We start from the raw sequence: 18,997 nt of genomic DNA, 5'->3' as shown, positions 1-18,997 counted from the left end.
CTGGTCATTTAAGACTCTCAGCGATGATTTCCGCCAGGTCCAGTACCTTCACGCTATCTTCCTTTCCGGCTTCCTTCACCCCATCGGTGAGCATGGTCATGCAAAACGGACAGTTGGCAGCTACCACGGTAGCACCGGTTTCCACCGCCTCGCGGCCACGCTCGGTGTTAATGCGGATATTGCCTTTTTCCTCTTCCTTAAACATCTGCGCACCACCGGCACCGCAGCAAAGACCATTGCTCCTGCAACGCTTCATTTCTATCAACTCGGCATCCAGGATTTCCAGCACCTTACGCGGAGCTTCGTATATGTCGTTAGCGCGGCCCAGGTAGCAGGAATCATGGTACGTAATCTTTTTCCCCTTGAATGCTCCGCCATCTTTCAAAACAATTTTACCTGCATCAATCAGCTGCTGCAGATAGGTGGTATGATGGATCACTTCATAGTTACCGCCTAATGCCGGGTATTCGTTCTTAATAGTATTGAAACAGTGCGGGCAGGTAGTCACAATTTTCTTCACCGCATACATATTTAATACCTGGATATTGCTCTGCGCCATCATCTGGAAGATAAACTCATTACCAGCGCGGCGGGCCGGATCTCCGGTGCAGCTTTCTTCTCTGCCCAATACGGCAAACTGCACCCCCACTTTATCGAGAATGGTTGCAAACGCTTTGGTGATCTTTTGTGTACGCTGATCAAAGCTGCTGGCACATCCTACCCAGAAGAGCACTTCCGGTGTTTCGCCATTGGCGGCATATTCTGCCATTGTTTTTATACGCATCCTGGTAATTTTAAAATTAACTATTCATTTCCTGGATCCAGTTCTCCCGGTCTTCCGGACCAAACTTCCACGGTGCCATGTTGTTTTCAATATTGCTGAACATTCCTGTCCATTCTGCCGGTGCACTGGATTCTTCCATCACCAGGTAGCGGCGCAGCTGCAGGATAATATCCAGCGGATTGATACTTACCGGACATTCCTGCACGCAGGCATTACAGGTGGTACAGGCACGCAGCTCCTCTTCGGAAATATAATCACGTAACAATGTTTTACCGTCTTCCTGGAAGCTGCCATTGGCTTTGATATTCTTACCCACCTCGGTTACACGGTCTCTCGTGTCCATCATGATCTTACGGGGGGAGAGCAGCTTGCCGGTCATGTTTGCCGGACAGGCAGCACTACAACGGCCACACTCGGTACAGCTATAGGCATCCAGCAGGTTTTTCCAGGTAAGGTCCATCACATCCTTTGCCCCGAATTTTGGAATCACATCCGAAGCAGGTGAATCTGTGGCCAACTCCGGCTGCAGCATCAATTTGACTTCATGTTGTATCGCCGGCATATTATCCATTTCCCCTTTAGGCTCCAGCTTCGCATAGTAAGCATTCGGGAAGGCGAGAATGATATGCAGGTGTTTGGAATAAGGCAGGTAGTTAAGAAACGCCAGGATACCCAGGATGTGCAGCCACCAGCATGCTCTTTCGATACCGGTTACAGCACCGTCAGACAAGCCATTGAACATGGGACTCAGGTGAGAAGATATCCAGAAAGGACCGGTGGCAATATAGTGTTCTGCACCACGGGCCTGCATTTGTTGATCGGCAGCGTTCATGGTGAGGAATAAAGTCATCAGTACAATTTCAGTAATCAGGATGTAGTTGGCATCCGAACGTGGCCAGCCGTCGAGGTCATGACTCATAAACCGGCGCAGCTTCAGCACATTCCTGCGCACGAGGAAAATGACACAGGAAATAAGTACCAGTGCTGCCAGTACCTCAAACAGGCCAATCAGCACGGGATAAAGGCTGCCTAGTACGGGAACGAATAAACGATGGGTACCTAAAATGCCATCCAGGATGATTTCAAGGATTTCGAGGTTGATGATCACGAAGCCGGCATAAACAAAGAAGTGCAGCACCGCCACCAAAGGGTTGCGGAACATCTTCTTCTGCCCGAAAGCCAGCAGCAACAAATTCCTCCAGCGCAGATTCGGATGGTCCGTCAGGTCCTCGTCCTGCCCGAGCAGAATGTTCCTCCTTATCTGGCGTGCCTGTTGGGCAAACAGATATACCGCTATCCCAAAGGCAATTACAAATAACAACTGTTGTACAATTTGCATTATTTCAGATTTGACTCCCTAATTTATGTTTTTTTTCAATCGAACAACGCAGATGCGTATTTTCACTATTTTTGGCGCATGGAAAGCAGGAACGTAATTCTAACAGCCGATATCATTCAAAAGAAGATAGAACGCATCGCTTATGAGATCTATGAACACAACAGCGATGGGGAAGAAATTATATTAGCAGGAATCTGGGACCGGGGACTCATCCTGGCTCAAAAAATTGCCGGCATCCTGCAACAGATATCTCCGCTCAAAACCCGCATCATTGAACTGCGCCTGGATAAACAACAACCCGGAGAGGTAACTGTTTCAGAAGAAATAGATTTTAATGGCAAAGTAGTGATAGTGGTAGATGATGTGGCTAACTCAGGTCGTACCATGCTGTATGCACTGAAGCCACTGCTGCAGTTTTTACCTAAAAAAATACAGACCGCTGTGCTGGTGGATCGTCAGCATAAATCTTTTCCACTGTCAGTGGATTTTGTAGGGTTTTCACTGGCTACTACTTTGCAGGAATCGGTGATGGTGGAGTTGGAGGGGACGAATATTTTGTCTGCTTATTTACAGTAGCCCGAAGTTGTAAGGGCCTGCGGCCCTTACAACTTCGGGGGAAGTATCAGTGCCTTCGGCACTGATACTTCCCCCGAAAATTAAAAATAAATCGGGTGCAGCCGCACTTTCCCCTGGCTCGTCACTTCCAGCGTAGGCGCCGGAAACTTCAGCATATTCAGCAACTGAAAAATCACTTTTACTCCTTTCTTTTTAGTGGGGATCTTAGTAAAGTCCACATCCGGCGATAAATAAAACTGCCTGATTCGCGGCGTGCTGCTGTAATCAAACCGGTGTCCGTCGTCGCTAATCCACCAGTTGGCATTACCGCCATACATTTGCGCTGCACCATAGCCCACTGAAATATTCAGCCATCGTGGAATTCCTGCGTCTTTCGCAAACGAGCGCAGGTTTACAGACAGCCAATAGGTTTGCGCATTATAATCTTTCAATACCCGTTCCATAAAGCGGGTGCCAAAAAGCTGGTTGGTTTTGTCGCGCAACACTGCTCCTTCATATCTGCCGGGGTGGGCGGAGAATTTAATTTGAATCCGCTGCTCATTCCAGGCGAGTTCCTGGCTGATTAACAGGGCAGACCCGGCTGCATTGGCCGCCATATCTCCCCATGAAAAACCCCACTCGCTGCTAAAACCATCCAGTACCTCCACCACCGACTGATAGGCAAACCCACTCAGGCCACCGATCCAGATCTGTTGCTTGCGGGGAAGGCCAGACCAGCGCCAGAGTTCCCGGCTGTATTTACCAATAAAATATGCGCTGAACACATGGCCCAGCTTATCCATTTGCTTCCACTCCTCCATATCATTAAAGAAGTGAAAGTTGCTACGGGGATAGTCCCGGTACCAGGCAGCATTCAGCGCTGCCAGTCCGGTGCCGTACAGCACTACGGTGGCGCCTGTTAGTATGGTTACACGCCGGGGGATGGTAGTATCAGGAATAGTGGAGAAAGACACTTTCTCCTGTGCCTTGCCGCTCAGTAACAGCAACGATAATGGTAATATGCACAGGATACTTTTCATAGAAGAAGAGGTACCACTTACGCTATCATGGATAACGTAAGTGGTAAAAGGCTTATTTCAGGCCGAGGTCGGAAATAATGCCACTGATTTTCTGTTCCAGCTTGGCCGTAACAGCGTCGTAATCTGCAACGCTTGCCAGTGGCTCATTTACACTGAAATAGAATTTTATCTTCGGTTCTGTACCGGATGGGCGGGCAGAAATTTTGCTGCCATCGGCCAGCACGAACTGTAATACATTTGATTTAGGCAGGTCGATTGGCTGGATATCACCTGTGGCAATATCTTTCACCTGCTGCAATTGGTAATCATACAGGGTTACCACTGCGGCACCGTTGATGGTGGCCGGAGGATTCTCACGGTAGCCGCGCATCATCTCTGCAATCTCATCTGCTCCCTTCATACCTTTTTTGGTAATAGAGATCAGCTGCTCGAGGTAATAACCGTATTTAATATAGATGTCGATCAGCTGCTCAAACAGTGATTTACCGTGGCTACGAGCCACAGCGGCCATTTCACAGATCATCGCTACAGAAGAAACGGCATCTTTGTCACGTACATTACGGCCAATCATATAACCGTAAGATTCCTCACCACCTACGATAAAGCGCTCCTGTGGCTCCTTACGGCGAATCAGGTCCGCAATCCATTTGAAACCGGTGAGTACATTATAGCAGGTAATATTGTTCTTGGCTGCAAATACATCAATCAGGTCGGAGGTAACTACGGTTTTACAAACATAGTCTTCCTGTTTGGCCAGGCCTTTTTCCTTACGCTGTTCTATAATGTAGTTAAACAGCAAGGCAGCAGTCTGGTTACCATTCAGGAGGGTCCATTCTCCTTTCAGATTTTTAACGGCAATGCCTACACGGTCAGCATCCGGGTCGGTACCCAGGAGGATGTCGGCATCAATGGCTTTGGCTTTTTGCAGGCCCAGGCTCATGGCTTCTGACTCTTCCGGGTTCGGATATACGACCGTAGGGAAGTTCCCATCTGGCGTAGCCTGCTCTTCCACGATGTTTACATTCGTGAAACCATAGCGTTTCAGGATTTCAGGTACCATCGTGATACCGGTACCATGAATCGGTGTGTATACTATTTTAAGGTCGTGCTGCTGTTTGCAGATTTCCGGGTTGATGCTCAGGCTTTGCAGTTCCTGCAGGTAGGCCTCATCCACGTCTTTGCCGATAAGGGTAATGTTGGCCTCGCCTCCGGTCCATTTCACTTCGTCCGGGGAGGTGATTTTCTCTACTTCACGGATAACATTCTTATCATGAGGTGGTACCAGCTGTGCACCGTCGTTCCAGTAAGCCTTGTAGCCGTTGTACTCCCTTGGGTTGTGGGAGGCGGTACATACCACACCGCCCTGGCAGTTGAGGTGGCGGATAGTGAAAGACAGCTCCGGTGTTGGACGGAGGCTTTCGAAAAGATATACTTTGATACCGTTGGCCGCAAATACGTTGGCCGCAGTTTCAGCAAAAAATCGGGAATTGTTACGGCTGTCATGGGCCAGCGCTACTTTAATCTCGCCCTCGAAGCTTTCTTTCAGGTAGTTGGCAAACCCCTGGGTAGCCATGCCTACGGTATACTTATTCATACGGTTGGTGCCCACACCCATAATTCCACGCAGGCCGCCTGTACCAAACTCGAGGTTACGATAAAAAGCATCAGTAAGATCATCGGGGTTCTCAGCCTGCATTTTCTTTAACGTGGCAACTGTTTCAGCATCGTAATTGCCGTTGAGCCATTGCGCTACTTTGTTTTGAATATTAATATCCATGGTCATCTGAATTTTAAGGAGCCGGGGGCTCAAATGGACTGTAAAGTAAATGGAAAAAACTCAATGTGTGAAATTACAAATCCTGAAATTCATTGAAAATCGCAGGTATTGGTTAATTTTGCGGGTATGAGGCGGTATGAAGATACTTATAAACAAAAAGGACTACGAAAACAATTAGTTGATAGTATCCGTCAGAAGGGCATAACCGACGAAAATGTACTGGCGGCTATCGGCAATATTCCCCGGCACTTCTTCCTTGATACGGCTTTTGAGAGTATTGCCTATGAAGACCGGGCTTTTCCTATCGGGGAAGGCCAAACGATTTCGCAGCCCTACACGGTTGCATATCAGTCGCAGTTACTGGAAATCAAACCCTACGAAAAGGTGCTGGAAATTGGTACGGGTAGTGCCTACCAGGCCTGTGTGCTGGCTGAACTGAAGGCGAATGTATTCACCATAGAAAGGCAGAAACGATTATTTGACCATGTTAAACAGTTTCAGTTTAAGGCCAAATACCCCAATCTGCGGTTCTTTTATGGCGATGGCTATGAAGGGCTCCCTTCCTATGCCCCATTCGATAAAGTACTGGTAACAGCTGCCGCACCGCAGATTCCTGAAAAATTATTGCAGCAGATGAAGATCGGTGGTAAAATGGTCATCCCGGTGGGGGGCCAGGAAGTACAGCGTATGTTGCGCATTACCAAGGTCAGCGAAAGTGAATATGACCAGGAGCTGTTTGATAACTTCACTTTTGTACCCATGCTGGCAGGTAAAAAATAACGCCTGCCCATCTTCCCGATTTACATAAACCGAAAATACAGGCAGGCTCGTTCATTACAGCCTGCCTCTTTCAGCATTAGGCCTTGGCTGCTCCTCCTGTTTCTCCTCTTCGTCTTCCTGCTGTTGCTTTTTCTTTTTAAAGAGATTCGGATCCATCTTGCCAAAACGGTAGCGTACATTCAGGCGTACAAACCGGGTTACGCGCTTACGGTCATAATCCTGGATAAAGGTAGGCGTTACATAATGGCTGTTAAACTGCTGGGTATTTAATATATCCGATACGTTTACAGCAATTACCAGGCGGTTGTTTTTCAGCATTTCCTTACGTAATCCCAGGTCCATTCCGTTCATGGCTTTAAAGGTACCTTGCGGCTGCAGTCGCGGCGAGCGATAGTGCCCACTCACTTCTGCACTGAAGCGCAGTGGCAGCCTGAACTGCATATTACCGTTGAAGCCATAGGTCAGGTTGTCGTTATTGATGGTAATACTCGTAATCTTATTGTACTCCAGGTTCACGTTGAAATTGAATTTCCACCATTTCTGAATTTTCCAGCTGTAGGAAAAGTTAGCACCCATATTCTCACTGCTGGCGAGGTTCATAGGGCGGGTGGTGGTTACGCCACTCAGCGTATCCAACGTACTGATACGGTCAATGTTGTCATTGGTTCTGGCGAAGTACAAGCCACCGCTTAGGTAATTATTTGATCTGGGATACCATTCGGAAAAGTTCATCTCGAACTTATGCGTAAGTGCAGAACGCAGGTCCGGATTACCCGTGCGGATATTCTGAGGATCGGAGTTGTTGATGTAAGGCAGCAACTGATCAAAGTTTGGACGGTCTATGCGCGTGGAATAGTTAAATACCAGGTTCTGATGCTGATTTTTAGGGAGATTATATTTCAGGAAAACGCTTGGGAAGATGTTAAAGAACGATCTGTCCACACGTGAATCTTTGGTTACAGAATATCCCCGGAGGTACGATTGCTCTGCCCTGGCACCTACCTGATAGCCCAGGTTGCCAATGGCATTGGCAATGTTGAAGTAGGCCGCATAAATATCTTCCTCATAGTTGTATTTATTGGAAAGATTCAGGCTGGGCAGGTATTGCAGACTATCTTTACTATACAGCAAAGCCAGGTAATCGTTATCAATATTGCGAATAGTGCCTTTTACACCGGTTTCCAGCTTCCCTTTTTTGCCAAACGGGGAGGTGTAGTCGGATTGTATGTTCCAGAATTTATTCCCGTTGTCGCCACGATTTTTCTGGTCAGCACTGCGGTATACGGTATCTACCACGGGGTGATAGTAATTACTGATGTACTGGCTGTTATTCACACTCGAGTTATTACTGAAGCTTGCATAGGCTGTCAGCTCCTGGTTGGGCTTCTTGTAAGTGCGTTTATAGGAGATGCTGGTGTTGCTGTTATTATTGTTATAGTGACTGCTATTGGTACGTATGCCGTAGTTCAGCTGCTGCAGTTTCTCATCCAGGTTGCTGAGCTGAATGTTTTCATCGTTGCCGCCGAAGGAATAGTTCAGGCCCTGCGCAATGGTGAAGGTGTTGTGGTCATCGAGGTAGTAATCGAACCCAAAACGCCCGCCATTGTTACCGTTGCGGTTATCATTAGTGCTTTTCTGTGTAAAGTAGCGGGTGTTGTTACTGTCGGCTACCAGGTTTTCGCGGTTGCTGATACCGCTGCCGTTGATATCTTCATACCTGCCGTTGTAGTTGGCAAAGAAATTGAATCTTTTAATGCGCAGACTGGCATTGGCGCTACCGTTGAGTTGTCCGCGTGAGGCTGCACCCACGTTGAACATTACGTTATATCCGATCGCTTTATCTTTCTTGAGTACGATATTGATTATACCACCACCGCCTTGTGCTTCAAACTTTGCGGAGGGGTTGGTGATCACTTCCACGCGGTCGATGCTTTCTGCCGGAAGCATTTGCAGTGCTGTTTTAGCATCGCCGAAAGGAGAGGGTTTGCCATCTACATAAATGGTTACGCTTTTTCCGCGGAGGGTAACGTTATCGTCTATATCCACATCTACACTGGGAATATTTTTTAGTATGTCGGTACCAGTACCGCCTTCTGCGTTAATCATATCACCGGCATCAAATACCTGGCGGTCGATCTGCATGGAGAAAGAAGGTTTCTCCGCCTTGATTTCAACGGTGTTGAGTTCCTTGCCGGATTTATTGAGCCGCAGGGTGCCGGCAAAAGTATTTTTGCCTTCCACTACTTTCACTGCTTTCTCGAGCTTGTCGTAACCCATGAAAGTAATGCGCAGTACATAGATGCCGGGGTTGATATTATTAAACGAGAAATTGCCCGTAGCATTGGTATACATGCCGGTTACAACGGTAGAATCGCTACTATTTAGCACCACTACGGATGCCATTTCCACTGGTTTAGTGGTGGAAAGGTCCACGACTTTTCCGGTGATTTTCAGTGGGGTGTTATGCGTCGTTTGTGCATTAACGTTAGTGAACAGACATAAGGACACAATCAGCAAGGACAGGTAGTTTCGCATGCAGAGAATAGTACTAGCTTTTACAACTTTGGTTTGATCAACATAAAAGTAGTTTGTACGACTGTATTATTTATGTGTATGTGATGAATGGTAACGAAAAAATGATAGCCGGCGTTTCGCTGTAGAAGCGAGTTGCCGGCTATTGGTTGCATTCATCAACTTAAGTAATATCAGAATCCCATCTGGTCCATTCCGTTGTCGGAATTATCCGGGCGTTTCTTTTTCTTGAAGAGACTTGCATCAAATTTTCCGAATCTGTAGCTAAAGTTTACCTTAAAGATTCTGGACTCGCGTTTACGTAGGTAATCCTGTGCAAACGTAGGTGTGATCTGATTTAGCTCGTACTGTCGGGTATTGAAAATATCGGATACACTCAGGGTTACGGAGGCCGCTTTATTTTTCAGGAAGTCTTTTCTGATAGCAGCATCCACGAAGCTGAATCCTTTGATGGTCCCTTGTGCGGAAGTGGAGATCATACCACCGCCACCACCGCCGCCGGGGCCGCGTCCGCCACCACCGCCGCTACCGTTGTTTGGCAGTGCCACGGCAGGTGCCTGATAAGTGGCATTGAGCTGCAGCGTCATGTTCCATGGCAGTTTTGTTTCAGAATTAATTTTGCCCATCCAGCTGAAACCGCTGTTGGTAAAGGTGTTTTCACCATCTGTTACCTGTAGGTCAGTTTGATATAAGTTTACGTTAGTGGTGAGGTCCCATCCCGGAATGATTTGATTTTTCAAGGTCAGTTCTGCACCATAGGAATTACTGCGGTTCGCGTTGATAAACTGCATGAGCAGTGTATCACGGCCAATTGGCGTATTGATGGTGGTGATCAGGTTATTGGTATTCCTGAAGTACACACTACCGAGGAAGTTGACAGTTTTCCAGGACTTAACATAGGAGAGTTCCAGGCTGTTGGTGTATTCCGGCTTCAGGTTTGGATTACCCTCCCGTTGATTCTGCGGATCGCTGTAGTCGCGGTAAGGTATCAGCTGGAAGAAGTTCGGGCGGTTCACTCTCCTGGAGTAATTGAGTTGTAACTCTTGTTCATGTTCAAATTTCTGGGAGAGGAATATACTTGGGAAGAAACCAGGAGTAGCCTTGGTAGGTTTATAGGTGATGCCCTGATTCTCTCCGCTATAAATATATTGCTCCACGCGCAAACCTGCCTGGTAGCCGAAATTGCCAATGGTGTTGGCAAAGTTTACGTACCCGGCGTAGATCTGTTCTTTGTATTTGTATTGGGTAGAAAGCGAGTCTACAAAATCAAATTCATTCCTGATCGTGTCCTGGTTAAATACGTTGTACTGACTGTTATAATTGCGCAAAGTTGCTTTCACGCCGAGTTCCAGCTTACCGTTTTTACCAATGGGGTTGGTGTAATCGGACTGCATGGTGATGAAAGTGGTTTTACCGCTGGTGTTATTGTTTTGCATCACCGGTTGTCCGATGGGCGTGCCGGCAGCATCTTGTGCCTGTGTGATGTAATCACCGTTGCGACTATTCTTGCTGGTATTAAACTGGAAGCCGGCGGTGAGTTCCTGGTTAGGTTTTGCAAAGGCGTGACGGTAATCGAGCGCCGTAGTGTAGTGGCGGAAGCTCATGTCACTGTTGTTAAGCCTGTTGTTGCGGCCGGTCACCAGGTGATTTCCGTCAGCAAAGGTGCTGAGGAGGTCTTCGTTGTTTTTGAAGTCGCCCCCGCCAATATTTTGGGAGAGAGACAAGGTGTTCCTGTTGTCCATGTAATAGTCCAGGCCCACTCGTCCGAACTGGAACAGGGGTTTATTGGTACTGTTACTTTTTTGGGTGAGGAAGTTGGTATCGCCTTTGGTACCGAAGTTGGTGCGGTTGGTGGTTCCTTCGCCCCACATCTGGTTGGCGTTGATGTTATAATTGGCTGATACGTTGATTTTTCCTTGTCGCACCGATACGTTACCACCGGCATTGTATTTATTGTTATTCCCGATACCAGCTTGTATAGCGCCGTTGAAACCTGCTTTCCGGTTTTTCTTCAGCACAATGTTGAGGATGCCCGACATGCCTTCAGCATCGTATTTAGCGGAAGGGTTGGTCACCAGTTCCACGCTTTCGATGGCGTCAGCGGGGATCTGGTCGAGGGTGAGGGTAGAAGGTTTGCCATCCACGAAGATGTTGGGGGAGGCGTTACGCACGGTAACGTTACCGTCGAGGTCTACGTTTACAGAAGGTACACTTTTAAGTACATCCTGTGCGGTACCGCCTACGGAGGTGAGGTTACGGTCTACGTTAAATACTTTTTTATCGATACCCATCTGGAAAGCGCTCTTCTGGCCGGTTACTTCCACGCTGTTGAGCATTTTCACATTTGGTTTCAGTTTGATGTTACCGAGGTCCTGTTCGGAGGACTGGCCCGTGATGGTTACTTTTTTCGTTTGGGTGATGTATCCCATGAAATTAATCCGAACGATGAAGGGGCCGAATGGCAGGTTTTCCAGGCTGAAGTCACCATTTGACCTGGTGAGCATGCCGGTAACCACGGAGGAGTCTTTCACCCGGAGAATAGCTACCGAAGCGTATTCGATGGGTTTGTTGGTGCCTTCCTCCAATAATTTTCCGTAGATGTGGCCAATCTGTGGCATGTTGGGACGTTGTCCCTGCGTGCGTGCGGGGCCTTGTTGTGCGGGTGCTTTACCAGCAGCGGGGGCCTGCGCGTAAGTATGTATCTGCCAAAACATAATACCAGCAACAATTGCATAGCATTTTCTCATCCTAATCGATTTAAACCAGTTTTTATTTGCGGGTTAAGGCAAAATTATCGGGGTGTCGGTATGAATGGCGCCATATTATGATGAGCGGAAGTTTAACGGGGGAAGTGCGGTAAAAGCAGCGTCAGAAGGTCTTAACAGTAGTTAACAGTAGCGCCGCAATGTTGAGCGTTCAGCGCTTTTAACCCATTGCTGAACGGGTTTAAAGCGATTAATAGCAGCATAGCATTGTGATATGTGCAGCTGGCATTGCGGCGCCACCGGAGGTAAAATGTTTCGCGGGATTTACCATTATGGCATCAGCACAAGCAGTGCCAGGCAGATTAGTCCAATTACCAGTCCGGACACGGCTCCGAGTAATTTAAAGGTATTGAGTTCTTTTCCGAGGAACCCTTTCACGGCTTGTTGCATTTGTTCATCGGTGGTATGGCTGATTTTATCGCTGATGATTTTTTCCAGGTTGAGGTCTTTTTCTACGTTGTCGAGGTATTGGTTGATCATTACCGGGAAGAGTGTGTCCAATTCAGCCACGAGGTGGGATTTGATCTGGTTGATGGTGCTGTCGCCGATGAACATGGAGAGTACCGGCATGGCTTTAGGGAGGCGGTCGCGCAGGAAGCCGTCCAGGTGAGTTTCCACTACCGGAATAATGCTTTTCACTTTTTCCGGGTCGGTCAGTTTCTGTTTCACGGCAGCGAAAGAAAACTGTTTACCGGCGAGGGCGCCTAGGTCGGCGGCGAGTTTTTCGCGTCGTTTAGGCAATTGGTTCAGCAATATGCGTATGGCAATGGAGTTGATGAGCCAGCCGGCCAGTGCAGCGATGATGGGTAATGTATATAGCATGAGGTGTTACTGTCTTTTAATAGTGGCGATAAAGATAGGGGAATAAGTGGAGTTTAGGGAGAATCTGCAGGTAATTACGTTTTCACATGATCATTTATTTTTCAACATCAAAAATGATTAATTTTAGTTAAGCTATTTTTTGGAAGAAATACTATTGCTAAAGTATATGAATACAACAGAAGTTATAAATATTGACAAGCTTGTTTATAGTATTCAGCAAACCAACCAATATTTTATAAATCAGGCTCAAAAACAGGTTAATATTGCCTTGACATTGCGTAACTGGTTAATTGGCTTTTACATATTGGAGTATGAGCAAAACGGAGAGGATCGCGCGGTATACGGTCAACGTTTGTATAAAGAAATAGCAGTTAAGCTCAAAAAAAGCGGGGTAACTTCCATCAGAGAGCGGCATTTATATCTGTGTAAAGACTTTTATAAAACGTATCCTCATATGTCGTTGACCACTTCAGTTAAATCTTATTTGGTTGATTTACAGAGTGTTGCATTTTGCGGACACTGTCCGCAAAATCAGAAGGTTCCCAATTTCAAGGAATTACGGAGGGCATTCAGACAGCTCCTGATCTCCTGCTGAACAGGCTTAGTTTTTCACACTTTATAGAGTTGCTGAAATCCGATTCACCTCTAAAACGAAGTTTCTATGAAAAGGAGGCTATTAAGAATAACTGGAGTGTGCGTGATTTACAACGAGCAATTAATAGTATGTTATTCGAGCGAACAGGGTTAAGTAGTGATAAGGCCACTTTGTTAAGAAGCCAGGCTAAAGGTGAGGGCTTAAAGCCTGAAGATGTATTTCGAAATCCTTATATGCTGGAATTTTTAGGGTTGGAAGAAAAAGCTGTATATACAGAGACGGAACTCGAACAGGCTATCATCAGTCATCTGCAAAATTTTCTACTGGAGATGGGAAGTGGATTTTGCTTTGAGGCCAGGCAAAAGCGTATTACATTTGATAATACCCATTACCGCATTGATCTTGTTTTCTATCATCGTATATTGAAATGCCATGTGCTATTGGATTTGAAGATAGGAGAGTTTACTCATGCTGATGCTGGGCAAATGAATGTTTACCTGAATTATTATAATGAGCATGAAAAGTCTGAAGGAGATAATCCGCCAGTAGGAATTATTCTATGCGCAAATAAAAATGAAAACCTGGTAAGGTATGCAACAACGGGTTTGCCACAGCAGGTCTTCGTATCAAAATATCTGATTAATCTGCCTAGTGAAGCCGAATTAGCGAGGATTATTGAGGAAGAACAGGATAAATTAAGATGAGAAATTTAAATCAATTCACGCAGGGGCAAAACAATTAATTTTTAAATAAAAAAAGGTTGACTCGAAAGAATCAACCTTTTTTATTTTAGGGTGAATGAGGGGTCTCGAACCCCCGACCCTCAGAACCACAATCTGATGCTCTAACCAACTGAGCTACAATCACCGTATTTCTTGTTTGTTCCTGTAATTTCGTCAAAAAAAGCTTCGGAACAAAAGCCTTTTTCCTAATGGGGTGAATGAGGGGTCTCGAACCCCCGACCCTCAGAACCACAATCTGATGCTCTAACCAACTGAGCTACAATCACCGTATTCCCTTTAGTAACGAGGATTTCACCGTTTGTGAAGCCCTTATTTCGTTGTTGGGAGTGCAAAGATAAGAGAAAGTATTTTTAAATTCCAAATAGATGTAAAAATTTTTTTCCAATAACTTATAGATTATAGAAAACGCCTATTTGGATTGTGCGCCAGCAAGATGCTACCGGACTGGGGAAGCACAACCCGCGAAAGCACCTTTTCCCGCAGCGTAACCACTTCCAAAATCGCATTTTTCTGATTATCTTTGCGGACTTTCCCATTTCATTCCCGTTTTTATAAACTATTGAAAATCAATTGGTTGATTTTTGAATAGGTATGTCGGATTACCCCTGCGTGTAATTCCACGCAGTTATTTGCCTAAGAATTTAATTTTTAATTGTATATATATTATGGATCAGCTTAAACTGAAATTACAGGAATACTATCAGCGCTATCAGCAGTTGGACCGGAAGGTAAAGCCTGGAAACGAGGTGGATGGAAATGACGACGTGCTGGACATGGAAAACGATATTCTCTCACAGTTCGGATTGCCTACTTCGCGGCGCTTCGTGCAAATATTGCACGACTTCGTACAGCACCGCCCGGTAAACGACCAGCTGTTGGACTACGTAAGCCGTAAACTCCGCTCGGCCGCCAGGAAATACCTGCTCGCTCCCGTAATGTCAGATATCGACCTCCTGCAAGGAGCACGTGAACAAAAACGTTCCCCATACGACGTACTGCCAGAGCTCGGTTACCCGGCGCATGAATACGCCATCTTCCTCATCGGAGAACTGTATTACCGCCGAAATATTCCAGCCACGGAAGTACTGGATGAGCTAAAACAAATGCAGCACCACGACAGCTGGAACGACCTGGGCCTGCTCAGCAAAATGAATAATTATACCAGCAACGAACTATATACGAAACTGAAGAAACAAGGACTACGCTTTGTGGATGATTACATCCAGAATAGCCGCCGCCAGGAAACTTCCAGGCTGGTAAATAAAAGACCAACACCTTCCGAAGAAGGATACAAACCCAATTACCGCACCATTACCAAAATCCAGGTGGAAGATATCATCTTTGATGAAAATACTTCTCCCAGCCTCTTCGGTAAAATAAAAAGCGGCCGTAGCTATAGCAGAATCACCATCAGCCTCGAATACTCCGAGCTGAACCAGATACTGATGAGTTGCGACGACCTTGGCGTTGAAATCAGCAACCATATTAAAAAACGCCTGGCTAATCCTACACCGGATAAGCCAATGGTGATCGACCTTAAAGCGGAATTCGGAGATGTACTGAAACTGGATAACTGTTACCTTGAAGTATATAAACCACAACACCGCGAAGGCAATAAATGGGTAGAAGATAAAGACAACTTCTACTTCGTAGATAAAATTCTGACTAAAAAGGAATTTGAAAAACGTGCTAAAGAAGAGGAAGTAAAACACAAAATCCAGGAATGCCTGGAGCTGATCGGTGGCTCCTACGTTTACTATCAGCGCTTGCGCCGCCTCGGTATCACCGATGAAGAAGCTAAGCTCAGAGCTGGCCTCTCCGATGAGTTGTTGTTTAAATTGTCCTACTTTTTGAATAAGGTGAAAGAATAGATTTTCTAATGACACCTTCGGTGTCATTAGGTGATGCCGCGCTTCGTGCGGCTATGCAACAAAAGGACTGTACCGCAGGTACTGTCCTTAACTCAAAACCGAAGTGGCAGAAGCGCAAGCTTCTGCCACTTCGGTTTTTCATGAGCTGCCGAAGTCAGCTCATGAAAAACCGAAAAATTCCATAAGTTTATACAAAAAATCAGATGGAAGAAGAACTGACCTTAGGCATTGGCAGCAGAGTGCAGCACGCACATTTTGGCCCGGGCGTTATCATCGGTATCCGTTACGCACAATACCAGGTAACCTTCATGGACCACGGTATCAAACTCGTAGATAAAACCGATCCGCTCTTCGAAGTACTGGTAGCAGAAAACAAAACAACTGAAGTAGAAACACTGTCGGAAGTAGAAACATCCCTGCTGAAAATCCTGCGCCTCTGGGGCGGCTTCTCCGAAATAGTGCCCCTGGGCGATAAATGGAGAAACGGCACCCTGATACTCCAACCCGGCGATGCATCCCTGAAAGCAAAAGAAATTCCAATTGATGCCTTCTTTCATAAGATCGTGATGCTGCGCGACCGCCTCCGCGTGCTGGAGCAAAACATCAACAGCCATAAAGTACTCTCTGATGAAGAGAAAATAAATCTCCAGCAATACATCACACGCATTTACGGCTCCCTCACCACCTTTAACGTACTTTTTCGTGATAAGGAACATTGGTTCGTAGGGGAGAAGGGAGGCAGCAGCGATTAATCCGTTGCGCCTTTTCCATAAATCTGTTCCGTTAACCAGATATAATTGGCGGTATTATGATGCAGGAAGATATTCTTTCCATCAAAAGGAAATTTCTCGTCGTAGCCGGCAACAGGATATAATATTACCGGGGTACCCGCAGGCGAATAGTTATGGCTGTTTACAAACGGCGGCCGCTCATACCCTGGTAATACCTTTTCCACCCGCTTGTACAAGGTGTTACCCAGTATACGTTGCATACGCCTGCTAGCCCGCTTCGACGGACGATCCAGCCGGCCATACAAATATTTCAATCCCGCCCTTGCAGGCCACTTTTGCTTCTTCAGTGATTTCTTAATATCTGTAAAAGGATTAACAGGGGAGAAGTCGCGGGTGGTTTGAATAGAAAACGGCGTTTCTGCCACCCAGTCCCTCGCATTCACCACACGTAATCCCCAGCCATCACGGGTGATGTAATCATAATCATATGCATAACTGAGGTTGCCCGGCTTCGGTGCGGCACTGCTGTAAGTCTTATATACGATGTCTTTGGGCATATCAGGTAAGTACGCCAGCCAACTTCTAAGGAGGAATGTTATGGCGCCACCCTGGCTATGACCGGTTATAATAAAATCGTGTACACCTTCCCGGTAGCACTCTTTTATCTTCCTGACAATATCAGGACCCAACGCCGCCAAACCAATCATCCAACCTGCATGCACATACGCCTGCGGATCATTGGAAAGAGTATAGTCAAACCGCGTACTGTCGCTTAATTGTAACGTTCCCTTTGCCGGAATCATGCCTGCATAAAAGTTCTCCATCCAGGAAACGGCTGTTCCGTTGGTACCTCGTATCTGGATAATGGCCACCTTATCATCCCGTAACCACAAGTCCCAGCGGTTCAGCATTCCAGCCTCCGCAGAACGGTAAATCATCTTACAGTGAGCAGGCATTGGGGTTTTTACCTTGGTCCATGGTGTATCCATAGACCTGTTAATAATCAGCATCAGTTGCTGGTACTCGGCGGCATCAAAGCCCGGTTTTAATTTTTGAGCATCGCTCTCCAGCGCAAAAGCAAAAATCAGAAAATAGATAAGATAATAACGGTATCGCATGTTTTTCTCAAAAAAAATAAGGTGTTAGCCTTGAAGTTACTTTAAATAATTGCTGATTACTGCATATCACCAAACAATTTCTGACCTGCCATTGTTGTAAAAGCATTTACCTTCCTGTTTTAAATCTTTATACAATATGTCAAAGAGAATCGAACATGATTTCCTGGGTGAAATGGAAATCCCACAGGATGTATACTACGGTATCCAAACATTAAGAGCACTTGAGAATTTCCATATAACCGGTATTCCTTTAAAGGTGGAACCCCTGATGGTACAGGCACTGGGTTATGTTAAGAAAGCTGCTGCCATGGCCAATCGCGACCTGGGCGTGTTGGATAAGAACATTGCAGAATACATCATCAAGGCCAGCGACCGCGTCATCAACGGAGAGTTTAATGATCAGTTTCTCAGCGATCTGATTCAGGGCGGCGCCGGTACTTCGGTAAACATGAACGCAAACGAAGTAATCGCGAACGTGGCCCTGGAAATGATGGGTAAGAAAAAAGGCGAATATGAATTCTGCCATCCCAACAACCACGTGAACTGCTCACAATCCACTAATGATGCATACCCTACCGCTTTCCGTATTGCGCTGATCAATAAACTGACCAGCTACAAGGAAATACTGGCTGAGCTGGGCCAGGCGTTTGAAGCCAAAGGAAATGAGTTCAGCAACGTATTGAAAATGGGTCGTACCCAATTGCAGGATGCAGTGCCTATGAGCATGGGCGACGAGTTCCGCGCTTTTGCCACCAACATCGGCGAAGAGGTACCCAGGGTGGAAGACAGTAAACGACTGATCTCAGAAATCAATATGGGCGCCACCGCCATCGGTACCGGCGTAAATGCACCTAAAGGCTATTCTGAATTAGTAACCAAACATCTGAGAGATGTTACCGGCCTGGATTTAATTCTGGCAGCAGATCTCATCGAAGCTACCTATGATACCGGTGCCTATGTGCAACTCTCTGGTGTACTGAAACGCACGGCTATTAAGGTTTCTAAGATCTGTAACGACTTACGCCTACTATCCTCCGGACCTCGTACAGGGCTAAACGAAATTAACCTGCCGCCTATGCAGCCAGGTTCTTCTATCATGCCCGGTAAGGTAAACCCGGTAATTCCGGAAGTAGTAAACCAGACGGCCTTCTATGTAATTGGTGCCGACCTCACCGTAACCCTGGCCGCAGAAGCCGGACAGTTACAGCTGAACGTAATGGAACCTGTACTGGCCTTCTCCCTGTTTACTGCTATTACTTATATGGGTAACGCCTGCAGAACCCTGAAGGACAAATGCGTGGTGGGCATCACCGCCAACGCGGAACATACCCGCCAGATGGTGATGAACAGCATCGGTATTGTTACCCAGCTCAACCCTGTTATCGGATATGAAAAATCCGCCGGTGTGGCCCGCGAAGCCCTGGAAACAGGGAAGTCGGTGCACGACCTGGTTGTAAAAGAAAAGAAATACATCACACAGGAAAAATGGGATGAGATCTTCACTTTCGACAATCTGATCAGACCTCAATTCATCCAATAAAAATT

At 46.4% G+C, this 18,997-nt stretch carries 15 protein-coding genes and 2 tRNA genes; 7 read left to right on the top strand and 10 right to left on the bottom strand.

What is annotated here, in order from left to right; translation table 11 throughout:
- Positions 1-4: 4 nt before the first annotated feature.
- Complete coding sequence (locus tag BUB18_RS11515; protein WP_073080878.1) at positions 5-784, bottom strand: (Fe-S)-binding protein; 780 nt, start codon at positions 782-784, stop codon at positions 5-7.
- 16 nt (positions 785-800) lie between these two features.
- Positions 801-2,123, bottom strand: coding sequence for a 4Fe-4S dicluster domain-containing protein (locus tag BUB18_RS11510; protein ID WP_073080876.1), 1,323 nt, complete (start codon positions 2,121-2,123; stop codon positions 801-803).
- Positions 2,124-2,201: 78 nt separating this feature from the next.
- On the opposite strand from BUB18_RS11510, the gene BUB18_RS11505 reads away from it, so the two are divergent.
- Positions 2,202-2,699 carry a phosphoribosyltransferase family protein gene (locus BUB18_RS11505; RefSeq protein WP_073080874.1) on the top strand — a complete coding sequence of 166 codons (498 nt, stop codon included), beginning with the start codon at positions 2,202-2,204 and terminating at the stop codon, positions 2,697-2,699.
- Positions 2,700-2,779: 80 nt separating this feature from the next.
- On the opposite strand, the gene BUB18_RS11500 is transcribed toward BUB18_RS11505, so the two are convergent.
- Positions 2,780-3,718: a DUF2279 domain-containing protein gene (locus BUB18_RS11500; protein WP_073080873.1), complete on the bottom strand. Its 939-nt coding sequence runs from the start codon at positions 3,716-3,718 to the stop codon at positions 2,780-2,782.
- A gap of 52 nt (positions 3,719-3,770) precedes the next feature.
- A complete protein-coding gene (locus BUB18_RS11495; protein ID WP_073081366.1) occupies positions 3,771-5,495 on the bottom strand; it encodes a phospho-sugar mutase in 1,725 nt (574 codons plus the stop codon).
- A gap of 126 nt (positions 5,496-5,621) precedes the next feature.
- Here BUB18_RS11495 and BUB18_RS11490 point away from each other — a divergent pair, with 126 nt between their 5' ends.
- Positions 5,622-6,275, top strand: a complete 654-nt coding sequence (locus BUB18_RS11490; RefSeq protein WP_073080871.1) for a protein-L-isoaspartate(D-aspartate) O-methyltransferase — start codon at positions 5,622-5,624, stop codon at positions 6,273-6,275.
- 54 nt (positions 6,276-6,329) lie between these two features.
- On the opposite strand, the gene BUB18_RS11485 is transcribed toward BUB18_RS11490, so the two are convergent.
- From BUB18_RS11485 to BUB18_RS11475, 3 genes are all read right to left on the bottom strand, one after another.
- Entirely contained in the window at positions 6,330-8,810 is a 2,481-nt protein-coding gene (locus tag BUB18_RS11485; RefSeq protein WP_073080870.1) for a TonB-dependent receptor, read from the bottom strand.
- 170 nt (positions 8,811-8,980) lie between these two features.
- Positions 8,981-11,554, bottom strand: a complete 2,574-nt coding sequence (locus BUB18_RS11480; protein WP_083549803.1) for a TonB-dependent receptor — start codon at positions 11,552-11,554, stop codon at positions 8,981-8,983.
- 288 nt (positions 11,555-11,842) lie between these two features.
- Positions 11,843-12,394, bottom strand: coding sequence for a DUF445 domain-containing protein (locus tag BUB18_RS11475; RefSeq protein ID WP_073080868.1), 552 nt, complete (start codon positions 12,392-12,394; stop codon positions 11,843-11,845).
- 166 nt (positions 12,395-12,560) lie between these two features.
- Here BUB18_RS11475 and BUB18_RS29850 point away from each other — a divergent pair, with 166 nt between their 5' ends.
- Together BUB18_RS29850 and BUB18_RS29845 are read left to right on the top strand one after the other, a co-directional pair.
- A complete protein-coding gene (locus tag BUB18_RS29850; protein ID WP_218588032.1) occupies positions 12,561-12,989 on the top strand; it encodes a DUF1016 N-terminal domain-containing protein in 429 nt (142 codons plus the stop codon).
- A 29-nt stretch (positions 12,990-13,018) separates the two neighbouring features.
- Positions 13,019-13,693 carry a PDDEXK nuclease domain-containing protein gene (locus BUB18_RS29845; protein ID WP_218588031.1) on the top strand — a complete coding sequence of 225 codons (675 nt, stop codon included), beginning with the start codon at positions 13,019-13,021 and terminating at the stop codon, positions 13,691-13,693.
- 88 nt (positions 13,694-13,781) lie between these two features.
- Here BUB18_RS29845 and BUB18_RS11465 read toward each other — a convergent pair.
- Together BUB18_RS11465 and BUB18_RS11460 are read right to left on the bottom strand one after the other, a co-directional pair.
- Positions 13,782-13,857, bottom strand: a tRNA-His gene (locus BUB18_RS11465).
- Positions 13,858-13,921: 64 nt separating this feature from the next.
- Positions 13,922-13,998: transfer RNA gene (locus tag BUB18_RS11460), tRNA-His, on the bottom strand.
- Between the two features lie 399 nt (positions 13,999-14,397).
- Between BUB18_RS11460 and BUB18_RS11455 the strand changes: the two genes are divergently transcribed.
- Positions 14,398-15,603 (top strand): hypothetical protein, encoded by a 1,206-nt coding sequence (locus BUB18_RS11455; RefSeq protein WP_073080866.1) that lies wholly within the window; start codon positions 14,398-14,400, stop codon positions 15,601-15,603.
- Between the two features lie 203 nt (positions 15,604-15,806).
- On the top strand, positions 15,807-16,355 hold the full coding sequence (locus tag BUB18_RS11450) for a hypothetical protein (RefSeq protein WP_073080865.1): 549 nt from the start codon (positions 15,807-15,809) through the stop codon (positions 16,353-16,355).
- Here BUB18_RS11450 and BUB18_RS11445 read toward each other — a convergent pair.
- The gene (locus BUB18_RS11445; protein ID WP_073080863.1) at positions 16,352-17,452 is read right to left on the bottom strand and encodes a lipase family protein; all 1,101 of its coding nucleotides are present in this window, start codon (positions 17,450-17,452) and stop codon (positions 16,352-16,354) included. The two genes, BUB18_RS11450 and BUB18_RS11445, sit on opposite strands and share 4 nt — an antisense overlap.
- Positions 17,453-17,588: 136 nt before the next feature.
- On the opposite strand from BUB18_RS11445, the gene aspA reads away from it, so the two are divergent.
- Positions 17,589-18,992 carry an aspartate ammonia-lyase gene (aspA, locus tag BUB18_RS11440; RefSeq protein ID WP_073080861.1) on the top strand — a complete coding sequence of 468 codons (1,404 nt, stop codon included), beginning with the start codon at positions 17,589-17,591 and terminating at the stop codon, positions 18,990-18,992.
- Positions 18,993-18,997: the final 5 nt, after the last annotated feature.

It is taken from the genome of Chitinophaga jiangningensis (genome assembly GCF_900142605.1).
GTDB classification, from domain to species: Bacteria; Bacteroidota; Bacteroidia; order Chitinophagales; family Chitinophagaceae; genus Chitinophaga; species Chitinophaga jiangningensis.
The sequence above is the reverse complement of the archived record's forward strand: the minus strand, read 5'-3'. Positions and strand labels throughout refer to the sequence as shown.

Bases quoted from the DNA above. Each gene is read 5' to 3' on its own strand.
- BUB18_RS11515 (WP_073080878.1), bottom strand. From the start codon at position 784: ATGCGTATAAAAACAATGGCAGAATATGCCGCCAATGGCGAAACACCG.
- BUB18_RS11445 (WP_073080863.1), bottom strand. From the start codon at position 17,452: ATGCGATACCGTTATTATCTTATCTATTTTCTGATTTTTGCTTTTGCG.
- BUB18_RS11490 (WP_073080871.1), top strand. From the start codon at position 5,622: ATGAGGCGGTATGAAGATACTTATAAACAAAAAGGACTACGAAAACAA.
- BUB18_RS11485 (WP_073080870.1), bottom strand. From the start codon at position 8,810: ATGCGAAACTACCTGTCCTTGCTGATTGTGTCCTTATGTCTGTTCACT.
- BUB18_RS11500 (WP_073080873.1), bottom strand. From the start codon at position 3,718: ATGAAAAGTATCCTGTGCATATTACCATTATCGTTGCTGTTACTGAGC.
- BUB18_RS11450 (WP_073080865.1), top strand. From the start codon at position 15,807: ATGGAAGAAGAACTGACCTTAGGCATTGGCAGCAGAGTGCAGCACGCA.
- BUB18_RS11510 (WP_073080876.1), bottom strand. From the start codon at position 2,123: ATGCAAATTGTACAACAGTTGTTATTTGTAATTGCCTTTGGGATAGCG.
- BUB18_RS11505 (WP_073080874.1), top strand. From the start codon at position 2,202: ATGGAAAGCAGGAACGTAATTCTAACAGCCGATATCATTCAAAAGAAG.
- BUB18_RS29850 (WP_218588032.1), top strand. From the start codon at position 12,561: ATGAATACAACAGAAGTTATAAATATTGACAAGCTTGTTTATAGTATT.
- aspA (WP_073080861.1), top strand. From the start codon at position 17,589: ATGTCAAAGAGAATCGAACATGATTTCCTGGGTGAAATGGAAATCCCA.
- BUB18_RS11480 (WP_083549803.1), bottom strand. From the start codon at position 11,554: ATGAGAAAATGCTATGCAATTGTTGCTGGTATTATGTTTTGGCAGATA.
- BUB18_RS11495 (WP_073081366.1), bottom strand. From the start codon at position 5,495: ATGGATATTAATATTCAAAACAAAGTAGCGCAATGGCTCAACGGCAAT.
- BUB18_RS11455 (WP_073080866.1), top strand. From the start codon at position 14,398: ATGGATCAGCTTAAACTGAAATTACAGGAATACTATCAGCGCTATCAG.
- BUB18_RS11475 (WP_073080868.1), bottom strand. From the start codon at position 12,394: ATGCTATATACATTACCCATCATCGCTGCACTGGCCGGCTGGCTCATC.